Source organism: Curtobacterium sp. SL109 (assembly GCF_026672405.1).
In the GTDB taxonomy this organism is placed as follows: Bacteria; Actinomycetota; Actinomycetes; order Actinomycetales; family Microbacteriaceae; genus Curtobacterium.
This window is the reverse complement of the sequence record NZ_JAPPRB010000002.1, coordinates 1,089,316-1,105,025: the sequence shown is the minus strand read 5'-3', so window position 1 is coordinate 1,105,025 and position 15,710 is coordinate 1,089,316. Positions and strand designations below refer to the sequence as shown.

Sequence of the window (15,710 nt, the reverse complement as noted above, 5' to 3'; positions counted from 1 at the left end):
GGCCTCCTGAGCGGTTTCCATCCGGCGCGATGACGAATCCGGTTCACGGAACGCGGGTCGAGACCACCGGATCCGTCACCGCCGAGGACGAAAACCGTCCCGCGTCGACGGCGGCGTTGGCGACGGCGGCGTTGGCGACGGCGACGGCGACTCGAGCGACGAACTCCCCGTCTCTGTCCGGTGCGACGCCGCTGCCGGTGCCGACGGCGCCGGTAACGGCGGAACTCACCCGTTTCCATCAGACGCGATGACGGATCTGGTTCACGGAACGCGGGTCGAGAGAACCAGATCCGTCACCGCTGGAAACGAAGTCCGCCCTCGCCGTCGACGGCGGTGGCGGTGGCGGTGGCGGTGGCGGTGGCGGTGCGAGGGTCGCGGCGGTCAGGCCACGCTCGCTGGCGCGGTCCCGTGCAGGTGCGCCGCGCCTCCTGGCCGGGTGGGACGTGACCGGCCGACCGACGCGAGGTGCGCGTCGGTCGGCCGGTGCTCGCTCAGCCGCTGACGACCGGCAGGTGGACGCCCGTCGGGACGGTGCCCGCGGTGCCCGGGTCGGACACCGGAGCCGGTGCGACCGGGGTGACGGGCGTCACCGGAGTGGTGGGCGCCGGGGTGGGCGCGGGCGTCGGTGCGGCGGCGAGGACGCGCGCCTGACCACCGGTCGAGACGACCCGCACGGAGCCGTCCTGGGCGACCGCGACGGTCGCGCTGGTGGCGGCCGCGAGGTCCAGGCGCTCCCACGAACCGTTCGCGGAACCGGTCTGGTCCAGCGGGAATCCCGACGCGATCTCGGTCTGCGCGAGCACCGCGGTGCGCTGGGCGTCGGTGAGGGTCGGGAACGTGGTGAGCAGCAGGTTCTCGGCGCCGGTGGGGACGCTCGCGGGCAGGCCGGTGGTGCCGGTCGTCGCGAACCCGTAGGTCAGGCGCTCCTGGTAGACCTTCACGGCCGAGGCACGGTCGGTGACGACCTGTGCCGTGCCGCCCGGGATGGCTGCCCCGCCGTAGGGGTCGTCCTGGTAGGGCTTCTCGGCCGCGATGCACTGGGAGAGCGTGGTGCCGCAGGCGGCCTCGAGGTAGCTGACCAGTTCCTTGCGCGCCGGCTCGAGTACGTCCGTACGGTACGACGCGTCGGACCAGCGGGCTGCGAGTGCCGCCTCGCCGTCGATGCGACCGCCCATGATGTCGAGCGGGTAGTGCACGCCGAGGACGATGCGGTCGTTGCCGGCCTCGGAGGTGCGGGCCAGGATCTCCGGCGCGAGCTCAGGCAGGAGCGTGGCGAGCGTGATGCCGGCCTGGTAGGCGGTGGTGGTGTGGCCGCTGGGGAACGAGCCGCCCGTGCAGATGCCCTTCGTGCCGTAGCCGGCGTCGAGCACGACGTCGTTCGGGGAGAACTCCTTCGTGGTGTCCGTCTGCGGGGCCACGCGGGTGATGTCGAGGCTGCCGTCGGCGCTCGCGTACGGCTTGCCGACGCGGTTCGGTGCGACCGAGGAGCTGTTCACCGTCGCGGGTGCACACCCGGCCTGGTCGTCGCCAGCTGGCAGCGTCGCCGTGGTCGACGCGGGCAGGTACGGCCGCGGGTAGCTGAAGTGCGCCTTCGCGGTGCCCGTGCCGACGTAGGCCCCGGAGGTACCGGTGGAGCTGTTGACCAGCGCGCTCGTCAGCGGGAGCGCTCCGGTCGCACGGCCCTGGACGTAGGCCTTCTCGAGGACGTCACCGAGCCCCTGCGACACCGTGGACGACTGGTCGTACGACGTGTTGGTCGTGTTCTCGTACTCGGAGTCCTGCAGCGCACGGAACTGCTGCGCCGGGGTCGCGTGCTGGTTGATCCAGGACGTCAGGGCGTCGTTCTGCGCGAGGGTCGCGGGGCCGACGACGGTGCCGTGCAGGTCGTTCTCCCCGCTCGAGTGCCAGAAGGAGTCGTAGCCGCTCAGCAGCGAGACGAGATCCGGCGGCGTGGTGTCGCTCGGGTGGGTGGCGGCGGACGCCGCGAAGGGGTTGCCGACGACCAGGGAGGTCGCGATCGCTGCGACCGTCACCCCGGTGGCGATCGCGCGTGCAGATGAACGCATTCGTGGTGGCCGCCTGGGACGCAGGCGACGCTCCTCTCTGTGGACCGACTGGGATCCCCGTCATCGTGCGGAGAGCCGGTGTCCAGCAGGAGAACAGTCACCGTCAGCCTGGTGAACCGGCCGGGGTGTCTGTAGGGGTTCGCAGGCCGTTCCACGCCGGAACGACCTCGGGCGCGCGGAGCGGCTCGGCGTCGGGGTTCCGCGGGACCTCGCGCCAGCGACGACGGAGCCGGCGCGGGCGGTCGTCCCGCCAGGCCACCATCCCGCCGGCGACGATGCCGAACGCCAGGACCGCGAACGCGAACAGCCCGATGACCCCGGCCGCGACGAGGTCGCCCGACCCCCGCCGCACGGTCGCGGAGACCGCGATCGAGCCGAAGTCCCAGAACGCGTGGAGCAGCACGGGCAGCAGCAGACCGCGGCTCAGACGTCGGGCGACGTAGAGGGTCGACCCGAACGACGCCGCGAAGACGACCTGCACGACCGTCGTGCCGATGCCGGCGCCGGCGAGCGCGTTCAGCAGGTGGAGCAGCCCGAAGAGCACGCAGGAGACGATCCAGACGCCGAACTCGGGCAGGCGTCGGCGGAGCCCCACGAGCAGCACCCCGCGGGTCAACAGCTCCTCGAAGACCCCTACGAACAGCACCCCGAGGGCGAGCAGCGCGAAGTAGTGCGACGGCAGCGCTCCCCACCCGACGAGCGGCAGCCGGACCAGGCAGACGACGACGATGAGCACCGGGGCGATCCAGGCCCAGCGCGGACGGCCCCGTGTCGCGTCGACCGTCGCGATGCGCCACCACCCGAGCCCGGTGACGATGACGGCGAGCACGAGCGCCGCGATGCCCTCGGGGACGACGAGGGCGGAGACGACGCTGTCGACCGTGAGGCCGAGCGACGGGTAGTCGTCACTCGGCCGGGCACGCCAGGCACTGACTGCCGCGAAGAGCACGAGCGGGGCCAGGCCGACGAGGAGCGACGGCGGGACGGGCCACCGACGACGGCGACGCCGGGTGGTCGTGGGATCGACGGGCATGCCTGTTTGTACCATTGCGGTATGCGCCTCCCTCCGCTCTCCACCATGGCGGAGGACTACGTCAAGCTGATCTGGAAGGCCGCCGAGCGCGGTGACCCCGGCATCGCGACGCGGGACATCGCCGCTGCGCTCGGGGTGTCGGCGTCGACGGTGTCCGGCAACCTCCGGAAGCTCGACCGTGACGGCCTCATCGAGCACACCCCCTACTACGGCGTGGTGCTCACCCCGCTCGGGCACCAGGTCGCCGTGGCCATGGTCCGAAGGCACCGGCTGATCGAGTCGTTCCTGGTCGACCGGCTCGGGTACTCGTGGGACGAGGTCCACACCGAGGCCGAGGCGCTCGAGCACGCGGTGTCGGAGACGTTCCTCGACCGGGTCGACGCCGACCTCGGGCACCCGACGCACGACCCGCACGGCGACCCGATCCCCCGCGCCGACGGCTCGCTGCCGTCCTCGCCGGGCGCCCTGCTCACGACCGTGGTGCCCGGGACGTGCGGCACCGTCGACCGGGTCTCCGACGACGACCCGTCCCTGCTGCGGTACTTCGACGAGCTCGGCGTGGGGCTCGGCACGCACCTCCGGGTGGAGCAGGTCCGCGACTACGCCGGCGTGGTCGCCGTGGCACGTCGGGACGCCGACGGGTCGGAGTCGCTCGTCGACCTGCCCGCAGCGGCCGCCGCGGCGATCTGGCTCGCGCCGGACGACGACTGACGCCGGAGACCGACAGCCCGGCGGCAGGCGGCAGGCGGCCGCCGCCGACACGTCCGGCTCCAGTCAGCCCTTCGCGGACCGGGTGCGCCCGAGCGCGACCTCGCGACGAGCCCGCTCGAGCGCCAACGCGGAGCCGGCGTCCGGGTCGTGCAGCAGCCGCTCGGTGTCGGCGGCGTGCTCACGGACGTCGGGGTTCCGGTGCCCGGCCGCCGCGTCGAGGACGGGAGCGACGACCTCGGCCCCGAGGCCGGCGAGCGCCCGGCTGAGGGCGAGCCGCGTCTCCCGGTCGCCCTGCCCGAGCTGGACGGCGAGCGCCCGGGCGAGCTCGGCGCGGGAGGTGTCCGGCACGAGGACGACGGCGGCACGCCAGGCGGTGCGGACGACGCCCGGGTCCAGGTCCTCCAGCCGGGCTGCGACCTGCGGGTACACCGACCCGTCGCGGATCTTCGACAGCGTGTGCAGCGCCTGGCTCCGCGCCTGCGGTTCCGGACGGTCGAGCTCCCGGAGCACCCGCGGCACGACGACCTCGGCGGGCAGCCGGAGCAGCGCCCACGTGAGCATCTCCCGCACCTGCAGGTCGGGCTCGAGCGCGCACTGCTCGACCAGGAGCTCGAGGTCGTCCGTCGACGGTTCGGTGCCGGCGGCCATCACCGCCCGGAGTCGGACGGCGGGACGGGGGTCGGCGAGGTACGAGGAGAGCGTGGTCATGTCCCGGTCCACGACACCCTGACGCTGCGACGTTGTCAAGCGCACCGGCCTAGCGTGGACGACGACCGTTCCGATCCGAAAGGAATCCGCATGCCCCGCATCGGCAGCAGCGACCTCCACGTGTTCCCCCTCGCCCTCGGTGGCAACGTCTTCGGGTGGACCGCGGACGAGTCCACCTCGCACCAGGTCCTCGACGCCTACACGGCAGCGGGTGGCGACTTCATCGACACCGCCGACGTGTACTCCGCCTGGGGCGACGGCAACTCCGGCGGTGAGTCCGAGACCGTCATCGGCTCGTGGTTCGCCGCGTCGGGCAAGCGCGACGACGTGACGATCGCCACGAAGGTCTCCCAGCACCCCGAGTTCCCCGGGCTGTCGGCGGACAACGTCGCGAAGGCCGCACGCGCCAGCCTGCAGCGCCTCGGCACCGACCGGATCGACCTGTACTACGCGCACTTCGACGACCAGGACACCCCGCTCGAGGAGACCGTGCGGGCGTTCGACCAGCTCGTGCAGGAGGGCCTGGTCCGCTTCACCGCGATCTCGAACTACTCGCGCGAGCGTGCCGCCGAGTGGATCCGGATCGCCGAGGCGAACGGCCTGGCCCGCCCGGTCGCGATCCAGCCGCACTACAACCTGGTGACCCGCCAGCCGTACGAGTCCGACATCGCACCGCTCGCACACGACGCCGCGCTCGGTGTCGTGCCGTACTTCTCGCTCGCCGCCGGCTTCCTCACGGGCAAGTACCGCACGAAGGACGACTTCGCCGGCAAGGACCGCGAGGGCCAGGTCTCCGGGTACTTCACGGACGCCGGCCTGGCCGTCGTCGACGCCCTCGAGGGCATCGCGACCGCGCACGACGTCGAGATCGCCACCGTCGCACTCGCCTGGCTGCAGGCCCAGCCCGACGTGGTCGCGCCGATCGCGTCGGCGCGGAACACCGAGCAGCTGCCGGCGCTCCTCGCCTCGGCCGACCTCGAGCTCGACGTCGAAGAGCTGCAGACGCTCTCCGACGCCTCCGCGAAGGTGCCGACCACGGTCTGACCGCGGCACACGACAGACGGGAGGCTCCCCACCGGTCCGGTGGGGAGCCTCCCGTCCGTCGTGTGCTGGCTACGCCGTCGAGGCGGGCGGACCGGCCGTGGCCACCATGGCTGCGGCTGCCGGCGACTTCGTCGGCGTGAGCTGCTCGTCGAGCGTGTTGGACCGGATCCAGAACGAGATGAGGACGACCGCCAGCAGCATCAGGAGGATGATCACGACCGCCCCGCCGATGAGGAGCTGCTTGCCACGCTTGCCCTCGTCGCGCAGGCGGGCGAAGCCCTCGTTGATGAAGTTGCCGCCGTCTGCCGTCGAGCCGGCCTGGGACGGCGACCGGGCGGGCGCCGGGGACGGCGTGTGGACCGCAGGCATCATCTGCGTGCCGGTGTCGTGCGGGTCGTACCCGGTGGAGCCGAGCTGGCTGACCGCCTGGGTGCCGAAGAGGTCCTTGATCGCGCTCGTGTCGCTCGTCTCGCGACCGTCCCACTCGGACTGGTCGAGCTCGTCGAGGTCGAGCCGGGCGGGCGGCGGCGTGACCGGGCGCTCGGTCGGGGTCGGCCGGTCGACGGGCGGGGCCGGGGGTCCGACGGGCGGGGCCGGGCGCTCGACGGGCGAGGTCTGGGGTTCGACGGGCGGGGCCGGGCGTTCGGCGGGCGGTGCCGGGCGGTCGACGGGCGGGGCCGGGCGCTCGGTGTCCATCGTGTCGCCGGGGAAGACCTCGCCGGTGCGGGCGGCGTCGTCGCTGAGGGACCAGCTGCCGAGGTCGTCGTGGTCCACCGTCTCCGGGACGGGCAGCGCCGTGGTCGCGGGTCCGACGGGCTCGTCGTCGATGACGGCGTCGTCGTCGGCCTCGTCCGCCAGCGACCACCCGCCGCCGAGCGTGGTGGTGTCGAACGAGTTCGAGGTCAGCGTCGTCGGGACCTCACCCGCGTCGGCGTCGTTGACCGCCCAGTCGAAGGGACGTCCGGCGTCGGTTCGGTCCGCACCGTCGACCCCGGGCATGCGCAGGAGCTCGGTGAAGGTCGGCGGCTCGTCGGTCGGCGGCAGCGTGTCCTCCACGCCGACCGGCTGCTGCGCGAGCGGCCCGGTCGGGGTGGCCCGGGAGCCCGTCGCGCGACCGAGGAAGTCGACGTCGTCACGGCCGAGCCCCGAGGGGTCGGTGCGTCGACGCTCGTCCTCGATCGCCTGGGTCTCCGCGGCGCGCTGGTCGCGGTTCGTCTGCGCGAACGGCAGGTGGATCGAGCTGGGGTGCGGCGCCGTGGTGCTCGGCGGGACCGCGGAGGCCGGCGGGATCCGGCCGCTCAGCAGGGACCGGTCGGGGTCGGAGGCCGGGTGCGAGGGGGCCGCGAGCTGCTCGGGCATCGAGATGGCCTGGGTGGCGTCCTCGTCGAGCGGCGCGCGAGCGGGCGCGGAGGCGGGCTCGGCGTCCGTCGGAGCGGTGGGCTCGTCGTCCGTCGGAGCGGCGGGCTCGGCTGCCGGTGCAGAGGCGGGCGCGAAGCGCTCCGGGAGCGGCTCGCCGGTCTCGGCGGCGGCGCGCTCCGCCTCGCGACGTTCCCGGCGCGACGGCCACTCGTCGGCGGTGCGCGGTGCACCGAAGATGTCGGCGGCACTGCGGAGTCCCGGGAAGCGAGCGTCCGTGGCGGGAGCGGGCGGGGCCTCCTGGCCGTCTGCCCCGTGCTCGGGGCGGGCGGCGTCGTCGGGCTCGCGCGCGTCGTCCGGACGCTCCGGGGTCACGCGGTCAGCCCCAGGTCGGCCAGTCCGATCGCCGCGAAGTACGGGTAGCCGGCTGCCTCGATCGTCTCCTTGGCGCCGGTGTCCCGGTCGACGACGACCGCGACGCCCACGACGATCGCGCCCTCGCGCTCCAGGGCCTCGGCGGCCTTGAGCGGGGAGCCACCGGTGGTGGAGGTGTCCTCGAGGACGATGACGCGCTTGCCGCGGAGGTCCGGGCCCTCGACCTGCTTGCCGCGGCCGTGGTCCTTCGGCTCCTTGCGGACGACGAAGGCGTCGTACGTGCCGCCACGCGCTGCCGACTGGTGGAGCACGGCGGCGGCGATCGGGTCGGCGCCCATCGTCAGGCCGCCGACGGCGGAGACGTCGGGCACACCGGCGATGAGGTCGGTCATGACCTGGCCGATCAGCGGGGCGACGCGGTGGTCCAGGCTGACCTTGCGGAGGTCGATGTAGTACGTCGCCTTCTTGCCGCTGGTCAGCGTGAAGTCACCGTGGAACACGGCCTCAGCCGTGATGTGGTCGATCAACTGCTCGCGCGCGTCCGTCACAGCGCACAAGGGTAGTCGGTCCGGCCCGTCCGGCGCTCATCGGAGCTGTCGGGGACGCGTCGGTACGCTGCCTGGTGTGTCCCTCGAACGCCCGTCGCGTCCAGCGGCCGGCGGGTCCCGCCGAGCCGGGTCCGACCGCGGGCTCGACCGCGGGAGGTCACCGCGGGACCGCGTCGGTGCCCTCGGGCGTGAGGCGCTCGGTGCGCTCGTCGCGGTCGCCCTGGCGGTCGTCGCGCTGCGCCACGTGCTCGCCTCGGCCCGGGTCTCGCTGCTCTGGTACGACGGCGACTCGGTGCTGCTGCCCCTGGTCGTCCGGTCGATCCGGGCCGGTGAGCCCTTCGAGTGGGCGATGTCGCCCGCGCTGTTCTTCTTCCCCGAGCTGCCGGTCTACCTGCTCTGTTCCCTCGTCACCGCGACGCCGCAGCAGGCACTGGCGCTCAACGGCGTCCTGGTGCTGCTCGGCGTCTACGCGCTCGTCCGGGCGGTCGCCAACGAGCTGATGCCGTCCGCCCGCCGGTCCGCGCGGATCGCCGTCGCGGTGCTGGCGGTCGGGTTCCTCACGCTGCAGGTGCTGACGGAGTCCTCGGCCACCGCGACGTCGCTCGAGCTCGCGTCGCTGCTGCTCACGACGACCTACTACTACGGCGTCGTGCTGGCGCTGCTCGCCACGGCGGCGCTCGTGCTCCGTGCCGTCCGGGTCGGCCGGGCGTCCGTGGCGGTCCTGGTCACGCTCGGCCTGGTCGCCGCGTGCACGACCGCGTCGAACCCGCTGTACGTGCCGTGGTCCGGCGGCCCGGTCGTCGTGACGCTGCTCGTGGTCGCGCTGCTGCGCCGGGTGCCGTGGCGGCCGGCGCTGTGGCTGTCCGGCGTCGTCGTGCTCGGCGCCGTCGTCGGGTCCCTCGTGCGTATCCCGCTCCGGCCGTTCGTGTCGCTCGACCCCTCGTCGTACGTGCACCCGTCGCGTGCGGCGTCGACCCTCGGGTTCTTCGCGTCGTTGACGGACGACCGCGCGGGGTCCGGCGAGGGCGACGTCGGGCTGTTCCTGATGCTCGTCGGGGTCCTGCTCGCCGTCGGCGGGACGGTGTGGGCCTGGCGGGTCCGCACCGCCAGGACCGTCCTGGTCGCGTCGCTCCTGCCCGCGGTGACGATCGCGGCCGTCTCCGTCGGGGTCGTCGTCGCCGGGTCGGACACCCCGCGCTACCTGGAGCCCGTCGTCGTCGCGCCGCTCATCGCCCTCGTCGCGGTCTGCGAGCTCACGCGCACGGCCGTCCGGCGTACCCGGGTGCACCGGCCGGTCCGGGGCGTGCGGGTCGCGCTCGCGCTCGGCACCGCCGTCGTGCTGGCCGCCGGGGTCGCGGTGGCGCCGAGCACCCTCCGGGCCGTCCGGACTGCCGCGTACACGCCGGCGAGCTGCCTCGACCGCTGGGCGGACGGCCGGGACGTCGTCGGGGTCGGGCAGTTCTGGACGGTGCGGCCGCTCGCGACCTACGCGTCGACCAACGTCGACCTGCTGCAGGTCCGTGACACGTTCCAGGTGTACCCGTGGCTCGTCGACCTCGGGGCCTACCGGGACGCCGACCCGACGTTCGTGGTCGTGGGCTCCGGCGACGTGTGGCCGACGTCCGTGGAGGACCTCCTCGGACGGCCCGCCTCGGTCACGCACTGCACCGGGTTCGACGTCTGGGACTACGCCGGGACGAGCGGTGCAGCCCGGTTGCGGAGCGACGTCGTGGGCAGCGCGGACGTGGTCCGACGCGAGCGTGGGTTCTGAGCGAGTTCTCCACAGATGTGCGGCGACGTCGCGGCGGATCTGTACGGATGTATAGGCTCGCTCCCGATGACTCGCTCCGCCTCCCCCTCCTCGCGCCCGCTGTCCGGTCGACGCCCGGGGCTCCGCCAGCGGCTGGGCCTGCGCCTGGCGGTCACCGGCGTCGCCCTGCTCGGGCTGACCGGCACCGTCGTGCTCGACGCTCCCCCGGCACAGGCGGCGACCTACCCGTCGTGGGACGACGTCCTCGCCGCCCGCGGGCAGGAGTCGCAGAAGAACAGCCAGATCTCCGACATCCAGGGCCTCATCGGGCAGCTCGAGTCGAAGGCCAGCGCCGCTGCCACCGAGGCCCAGGAGCGCGGCACCGAGTACTCCGACGCCCAGCGCAAGGCACAGCGTGCGGCCGAGAAGGAACGGGCCCTCCGCGCCGATGCCGAGGAACACGCCGAGGTCGCCGAGCAGAGCGCTGCCCAGGCCGGCCGGTTCGCCGCGCAGATGGCGCGCTCGGGCGGGACCGACGTCTCCACCAGCGTGCTGACCGGTGGTGAGGACACCCGTGACCTGCTCTACGACCTCGGTGCGCTGAGCAAGCTCTCCGAGCAGGCCGAGCGTGTGGAGACGGCCGCGAGCGCCGACGCCTCCGTCGCCAGGGCCCTCACCGGGCAGGCCGACCGGGCAGCTGCCGCGCTGGCCGACCTGGCGAAGGCGGCACAGGACCGCATGGCCGAGGCGCAGGCCGCGTCCGACCGGGCCCAGGCCGCCTACGACGAGCAGCAGGACAACAAGGCACGGCTCCAGGCGCAGCTGGCCACGCTGACCTCCGGCCGCGTCCGGACCGAGGCCGAGTTCGCCGAGGGCGAGGCCGTCCGCAAGGCCGCGGCCGAGCGAGCCGCGCGTGAAGCCGCCGCGGCCGCCCGTCGTGCCGCGGAGGCCGCTGCGCGAGCAGCCGCCGCGAACGCCGCGAACACCAGCGGCGGGGGTGGCGGCGGAGGCGGCGGCGCTCCGGTCGGCGGGTCACCGTCGGTCGGCACGGGCTCGGGCACCGGGTGGGTCCGACCCGCCGGCGGGTACATCTCGAGCTCCTACGGCTACCGCGTGCACCCCATCACGGGCAACGGGAGCTTCCACGACGGCATCGACCTCGGCAGCGGCTGCTCCACAGCGATCGTCGCCGCGTCGGCCGGCACCGTCGAGTACGTCGGCTGGTACGGCGGCTACGGCAACTACGTGCGCATCAACCACGGCAACGGGGTCGCGACGGCGTACGGCCACATCGTCAGCGGCGGCTTCCGGGTCACCCCGGGGCAGCAGGTCGCCGCGGGCACCCTGGTCGCGCTCGTCGGGTCGACCGGCAACTCGACCGGGTGCCACCTGCACTACGAGACCCACGTCGGGGGCGGCACGACGGACCCGGTCGGCTTCATGGCCGCCAGGGGCGTGGGCTTCTAGCCGGAGACGCCGTCGCCGCGGCTGCGGTCGCTGCTGCCGCCGACGCTGACGATCCCGTCGTCGTCGAGGTTCCACAGTGCGCGGTACCAGGCGGTGCGTCCCGCGTCGGCTGGCAGTCCGTAGGCCTCGTGGAACAGCGGCTCCCACCCGGGTCCGACGTTCCACCCGAGTGCCATCGTGGCCACGGCCAGGTCCGCCCAGCGGTCGGCGACACCGAGCGCGCCGAGGTCGACGTGGCCCGCCCAGCGCCCGTCCGCACCGACGAGCGTGTTCGGCGTGCACGCGTCGCCGTGGCAGACGACGAGCAGGTCCGTCTCGGGCTCGGGGCCGAGCAGGGACGGGTCAGCGCCCGCCGCTCGGCCTCGCTCCGCCCGGTCGTCGCTCGACCAGACGAAGGGGCACTCGGCCACGGGGAGCGTGTCGTGCAGCGCGCGGAGGCCCTCCCCGACGGCGATCACCACGGTCCGGGGCTCGTCGCGCCAGCGCGGGTCGACGGCGCTCCACCCCGGGACCGCCCGGGTGCGGAGCCAGGCACCCTGCTCGTCGGCACCGTGGTCGACGACCTCGGGCACGCGGAGCCACCGGCCTGCCCAGATGAGCCGCGCGACCTCGGCGTCGATCCACGGCGTGTAGGCCGTCGGCACCCACTTCACGTACTCGTCGGCACTGTCGGCGTCGGTGCCCCCGAGTCGGAAGGTCTTCCCGCCGATCGCGTTCACCCACACCGGGACCGCGGGGCGGGTACCGACCACCGCGGCCACGGCGTCGGGCACGGTGACCTCGCCGCGCGGCAGGCCCCCGAGCGAGAGCGGTGCACCCACGTCAGCGCACCCGGTCCGGCCGCGACGACCCGGCGCCGCCGCGGGCGATCTCGAGCAGCACGGGCAGCGGTCCGCCGAGCAGGGCGTCGAGGTCGGCGACGATCTCCTCCACGCGGGTCGTGACCTCGCGGGGCGACGCACCCTTCCGGGGACGGACCCGGATGCGCAGGGCACGGCGCCCGCGGACCCGGTGCACGTCGACGGCGAGGGACGCGACCTGCGGCATCGCACCGACGGCGGACGACAGGGCGTGCTGCACGGCGGCGGCGTCGATGCGCACGACCCCCGGCAGCCCGGCTGCGCTGCCGTCGTCCTCGACCACGGTGCCGGCACGACCACCGCCCAGTCCGCTCAGCACGACGAGGGCCAGGACGCCGAGCAGCACCGCGCCGCCGAGCACCCACGCCCAGGCCGCGATCGCGGCCTCGTGGGGCGCATCTGCTCCGAGGTCCCCGAGCGCTGCCCGCGCGGCGTCGTGCCAGCGGTCAGCGGCCCACGGCACGGTCTGCACGAGGACCGTCGCGACGCCGAGGACGAACAGTGCCAGTCCCGTGACGACCAGTGCGACGCGGCTGAGCACGCGGTTCGTGGCGTTCACCCGTCGACCCGTCCCGTCGGCTGGACCCGCACGCGCGCATGCACCGCGGGCACGACGTCCATGGCATCGAACTCACGGTCGACGGCGTCCTTCGCGGCGACCGCTGGCACGTCGACCCCGGCGGCCGGTCGGAGCACGACGTCCACCGTCCGCCGCCCCACGGTCCCCACCACGGCGTCCGGACCGAGTCGCGTGGCTCCGCGGGCGGCGCGTGCGGCAGCGGAGGCGAGCACCTCGTCGTCGACCACGACGGCGAGGCGGTCCGACGGCATGGTGTGGCGCGGACGACGCCCTGGCAGCAGGCCCTTCGCCAGGAGGACGAGGCCGACGAACGCGACGACCGCGCCGACACCGACCACGACGGTCGGGTCGAGCCCACGCGGGGCAGCGACCGCGGCGTCGACGACGTCCCGCGGATCGACGCCGACCACGCGCTGGTCGAGGAACACGAGCACGGCGGCGACGACCGCGGCAGCAGCGACGACGAGCAGCAGGAGCATCGCGACCACCGTCGACACGGACCGGGACTCGTGGGTCTCGCGACGCAGCACGCGGCGGGCGAAGGCGTCGTGCTCGGTCATCGCACCCGCCTCGGGGTGTCGACGACCGACGAGGTGAACGTGACGTCCACGCGCTGGACCTGGCGGCCGGTGATCGCGCTGATCCGCTCGGCCACCGTGGCCCGGGCCCGGTGGGTCCGCGCGACGACGGACTCGGGCGGCGCGGTGGTGCCGCCGTCCGTCGCAGCCTGTCCGGCTGTCGAGCGCGCGCCGAGCACCGGCATCACCAGCGGCGCCGTGACGGTCACGGCCAGGGAGCCGCGGCCGTCGTCGGCGACGCGCGCCCGGACGTCACGCACGGAACTCCCCAGAGCCTCGGCCGCCACCACCTGGGCGGTGTGCACGAGCGCCGCCGTGCCGATCCGGTCGTACCCGGGCACGCGGTCGGTGCCAGCGGTAACCCCAGCGCCAGCGCCAGCGGCAGACGCGGTCGTCGCGCGGGCCGCACCGCTCACGACGAGCTCCGGCGCCCGCGCAGCACGTCGAGCAGCCGGTGGACGTCGACGTCCCCGGAGACGACCCTTGCGACGAGGGCCCCGAGCGCCATGCACACGGCGACGACCAGCAGTGCCCAGAAGCCGAGCGTCAGTGCGACGACCGCGAGCACGGCGCCGACGCCCATGCCGACGACGGTCGCGCTCATCGGAGGCGGCCGTCGACGTCGTCGGGGGTGCCGTCGAGCGCGGGGATGTTGACGTCGTTGATGGCGATGTTCACCTCGGTGACCTGCAGCCCGACCAGCTCGGTGACGGCGTTCGTGACCGCGGTGCGCACGGCCGAGGCGACCTCCATCATCGGCGTCGGGTAGTCCACGACGATCGTCAGGTCGACGGCGACCTGGGTCTCGCCGACCTCGACGCGGACGCCCTGCCCGAGCGCGGTCGACCCGATGGCGTCACGGATGGCACCGAAGGCGCGTGCGGCGTTCCCACCGAGCGCGTACACGCCGGGGACGTCCCGCGCGGCGATGCCGGCGACCTTCGCCACGACCTGGTCGTCGATGATCGTCCTGCCGGCGCCGGTCACCTGTGTCGTCGTGGTGGCGCTGGTCGCGGTGGCTGCGGTGCCGTCCACGCGGTTGCTCGTCGTTGCCATGGTGCTGCTCCTCACGGTGGTCTGGACTCTCGGTCCAGGGAACACCATGGCCGCGTTGACCGCTCGGAGTCACTGACGCCTCGGAGCGTCGGCCTGCCCGGAGCCGGTGGTCGGTGGCGACGGGTAAGTTCGTGTTCCATGCGCGTGGCGACCTGGAACGTGAACTCCGTCCGCACCCGAGTCGGCCGGGTGGTCGACTGGCTCGTGCGAGAGGACGTCGACGTCCTCGGCATGCAGGAGATCAAGTGCAAGCCCGAGCAGTTCCCGGTCGACGCGTTCGAGGCCGCCGGCTACCACGTCGAGGCCCACGGGCTGAACCAGTGGAACGGTGTCGCGTTCGCCAGCCGCCTGCCGATGGACGACGTCACCCGTGACTTCCCCGGCCAGCCCGGCTTCCTCAAGGGACACGAGGGCCCCGACCTCCCGGTGGAGGCCCGCGCCATCGGCGTCACCGTGGACGACGTCCGCCTGTGGAGCCTCTACGTCCCCAACGGGCGCGAGGTCGGCGACCCCCACTACACGTACAAGCTCGACTGGCTCGCCGAGCTGGCCGACCGCACCACCGAGTGGTTGCAGGCCGACCCCGACCTCAAGCTCGCGCTGATGGGTGACTGGAACGTCGCGCCGCTCGACCAGGACGTCTGGGACGTGCGCGTCTTCGAGGGCTCGACCCACGTCAGCGAGCCCGAGCGCACCGCCTTCCGCACGTTCGAGGCCCGCGGCCTGCAGGACGTCGTCCGCCCGATCGTCCCCGACGGCTACACGTACTGGGACTACAAGCAGCTGCGCTTCCCCCGCAACGAGGGCATGCGCATCGACTTCGTGATGGGCTCCCAGGGCTTCGCCGACGTCGTCACCGGCGCCTCGATCCACCGCGACGAGCGCAAGGGCGATGCCCCGAGCGACCACGTCCCCGTCGTCGTGGACCTCGACCTCGACACCGCCCTCGACGACGACCGCCCGATGATCTTCTGACCCGGTCCGGTCCGGTCCGGTCCCGCCCCGGTCCGTACCGGTCCCGCCGCGTCCCGTCCGGTCCGGTCCCGCCCCGTCCGGTCCGGTCCCGCCCCGGCGCGTCCCCTCCCGCCGCCGCCCGACCGGTCACGACACCCCGCTCACCTCCGCCGAGCGGTCACCACCCGTCGCTCCCGCGCCGTCCCACCGACGCTCCGTGACCACTGGCCGCCACCCCGTCGGGGTGTCCCGACCACTCGCACCACCCGCCGGCGCCGGTCCGCACCACCGACCGGCCTGGAGGCTCCCACCGGCCCCGCCCCAGGCCTCCCGTCCGCCCCGCCCCGCGTCCCGCCCGCGCCGAGATCGCACTCGGCGTCGCCTCCCCGGCGCCGCACCCGACAGAACGTGCGATCTCACCGGTCACGACACCCCGCTCACGTCCGCCGAGCGGTCACCACCCGTCGCTCCCGCGCCGCCCCACCGACGCTCCGTGACCACCGGCCGCCACCCCGCCGGGGTGTCCCGACCACTCGCACCACCCGCCGGCCTCGGCACCAGCACCGCACCACCGGCCGGCCTGGAGGCTCCCACCCGCCCCGCCCCGAGCCTCCCGTCCGCCCC

The 15,710-nt window shown here is 74.1% G+C and carries 17 protein-coding genes; 5 read left to right on the top strand and 12 right to left on the bottom strand.

Annotated elements, in window-relative coordinates:
• Window positions 1-43: 43 nt before the first annotated feature.
• The 3 genes from OVA28_RS06755 to OVA28_RS06745 form a co-directional block, all read right to left on the bottom strand.
• On the bottom strand, window positions 44-229 hold the full coding sequence (locus OVA28_RS06755; RefSeq protein WP_268096290.1) for a hypothetical protein: 186 nt from the start codon (window positions 227-229) through the stop codon (window positions 44-46).
• A gap of 262 nt (window positions 230-491) precedes the next feature.
• Window positions 492-2,066, bottom strand: a complete 1,575-nt coding sequence (locus OVA28_RS06750) for a phosphatase PAP2 family protein (RefSeq protein ID WP_268096289.1) — start codon at window positions 2,064-2,066, stop codon at window positions 492-494.
• A 103-nt stretch (window positions 2,067-2,169) separates the two neighbouring features.
• Entirely contained in the window at window positions 2,170-3,099 is a 930-nt protein-coding gene (locus OVA28_RS06745) for a CPBP family intramembrane glutamic endopeptidase (RefSeq protein WP_268096288.1), read from the bottom strand.
• Window positions 3,100-3,120: 21 nt separating this feature from the next.
• Here OVA28_RS06745 and OVA28_RS06740 point away from each other — a divergent pair, with 21 nt between their 5' ends.
• Entirely contained in the window at window positions 3,121-3,810 is a 690-nt protein-coding gene (locus OVA28_RS06740) for a metal-dependent transcriptional regulator (protein ID WP_194660023.1), read from the top strand.
• A gap of 63 nt (window positions 3,811-3,873) precedes the next feature.
• Here OVA28_RS06740 and OVA28_RS06735 read toward each other — a convergent pair whose 3' ends face one another.
• On the bottom strand, window positions 3,874-4,518 hold the full coding sequence (locus OVA28_RS06735) for a HEAT repeat domain-containing protein (RefSeq protein WP_268096287.1): 645 nt from the start codon (window positions 4,516-4,518) through the stop codon (window positions 3,874-3,876).
• A 90-nt stretch (window positions 4,519-4,608) separates the two neighbouring features.
• On the opposite strand from OVA28_RS06735, the gene OVA28_RS06730 reads away from it, so the two are divergent.
• Window positions 4,609-5,562, top strand: coding sequence for an aldo/keto reductase (locus OVA28_RS06730; RefSeq protein WP_268096286.1), 954 nt, complete (start codon window positions 4,609-4,611; stop codon window positions 5,560-5,562).
• 69 nt (window positions 5,563-5,631) lie between these two features.
• Here OVA28_RS06730 and OVA28_RS06725 read toward each other — a convergent pair whose 3' ends face one another.
• Together OVA28_RS06725 and pyrE are read right to left on the bottom strand one after the other, a co-directional pair.
• Complete coding sequence (locus OVA28_RS06725; protein WP_268096284.1) at window positions 5,632-7,293, bottom strand: hypothetical protein; 1,662 nt, start codon at window positions 7,291-7,293, stop codon at window positions 5,632-5,634.
• Window positions 7,290-7,841 (bottom strand): orotate phosphoribosyltransferase, encoded by a 552-nt coding sequence (gene pyrE / locus OVA28_RS06720; RefSeq protein ID WP_194660019.1) that lies wholly within the window; start codon window positions 7,839-7,841, stop codon window positions 7,290-7,292. The genes OVA28_RS06725 and pyrE overlap by 4 nt, the downstream gene beginning before the upstream one ends.
• A gap of 76 nt (window positions 7,842-7,917) precedes the next feature.
• Between pyrE and OVA28_RS06715 the strand changes: the two genes are divergently transcribed.
• Entirely contained in the window at window positions 7,918-9,612 is a 1,695-nt protein-coding gene (locus OVA28_RS06715) for a hypothetical protein (protein WP_268096282.1), read from the top strand.
• A gap of 66 nt (window positions 9,613-9,678) precedes the next feature.
• A complete protein-coding gene (locus OVA28_RS06710) occupies window positions 9,679-11,058 on the top strand; it encodes a M23 family metallopeptidase (RefSeq protein ID WP_194660017.1) in 1,380 nt (459 codons plus the stop codon).
• Here OVA28_RS06710 and OVA28_RS06705 read toward each other — a convergent pair.
• From OVA28_RS06705 to OVA28_RS06680, 6 genes are all read right to left on the bottom strand, one after another.
• Window positions 11,055-11,879 (bottom strand): aminoglycoside 3'-phosphotransferase, encoded by an 825-nt coding sequence (locus OVA28_RS06705; protein ID WP_268096281.1) that lies wholly within the window; start codon window positions 11,877-11,879, stop codon window positions 11,055-11,057. The two genes, OVA28_RS06710 and OVA28_RS06705, sit on opposite strands and share 4 nt — an antisense overlap.
• 1 nt (window position 11,880) lies before the next feature.
• Window positions 11,881-12,477, bottom strand: a complete 597-nt coding sequence (locus OVA28_RS06700; protein WP_268096280.1) for a hypothetical protein — start codon at window positions 12,475-12,477, stop codon at window positions 11,881-11,883.
• Window positions 12,474-13,058: a DNA/RNA endonuclease G gene (locus tag OVA28_RS06695; protein ID WP_268096279.1), complete on the bottom strand. Its 585-nt coding sequence runs from the start codon at window positions 13,056-13,058 to the stop codon at window positions 12,474-12,476. Before OVA28_RS06695 ends, OVA28_RS06700 begins: the two co-directional genes overlap by 4 nt.
• Entirely contained in the window at window positions 13,055-13,417 is a 363-nt protein-coding gene (locus OVA28_RS06690; protein ID WP_268096277.1) for a hypothetical protein, read from the bottom strand. The genes OVA28_RS06695 and OVA28_RS06690 overlap by 4 nt, the downstream gene beginning before the upstream one ends.
• A gap of 71 nt (window positions 13,418-13,488) precedes the next feature.
• On the bottom strand, window positions 13,489-13,680 hold the full coding sequence (locus OVA28_RS06685) for a DUF2273 domain-containing protein (protein WP_194660013.1): 192 nt from the start codon (window positions 13,678-13,680) through the stop codon (window positions 13,489-13,491).
• Window positions 13,677-14,132: an Asp23/Gls24 family envelope stress response protein gene (locus OVA28_RS06680; RefSeq protein ID WP_194660012.1), complete on the bottom strand. Its 456-nt coding sequence runs from the start codon at window positions 14,130-14,132 to the stop codon at window positions 13,677-13,679. Before OVA28_RS06680 ends, OVA28_RS06685 begins: the two co-directional genes overlap by 4 nt.
• Before the next feature lie 138 nt (window positions 14,133-14,270).
• On the opposite strand from OVA28_RS06680, the gene OVA28_RS06675 reads away from it, so the two are divergent.
• A complete protein-coding gene (locus OVA28_RS06675; RefSeq protein WP_268096276.1) occupies window positions 14,271-15,107 on the top strand; it encodes an exodeoxyribonuclease III in 837 nt (278 codons plus the stop codon).
• Window positions 15,108-15,710 lie beyond the last annotated feature (603 nt).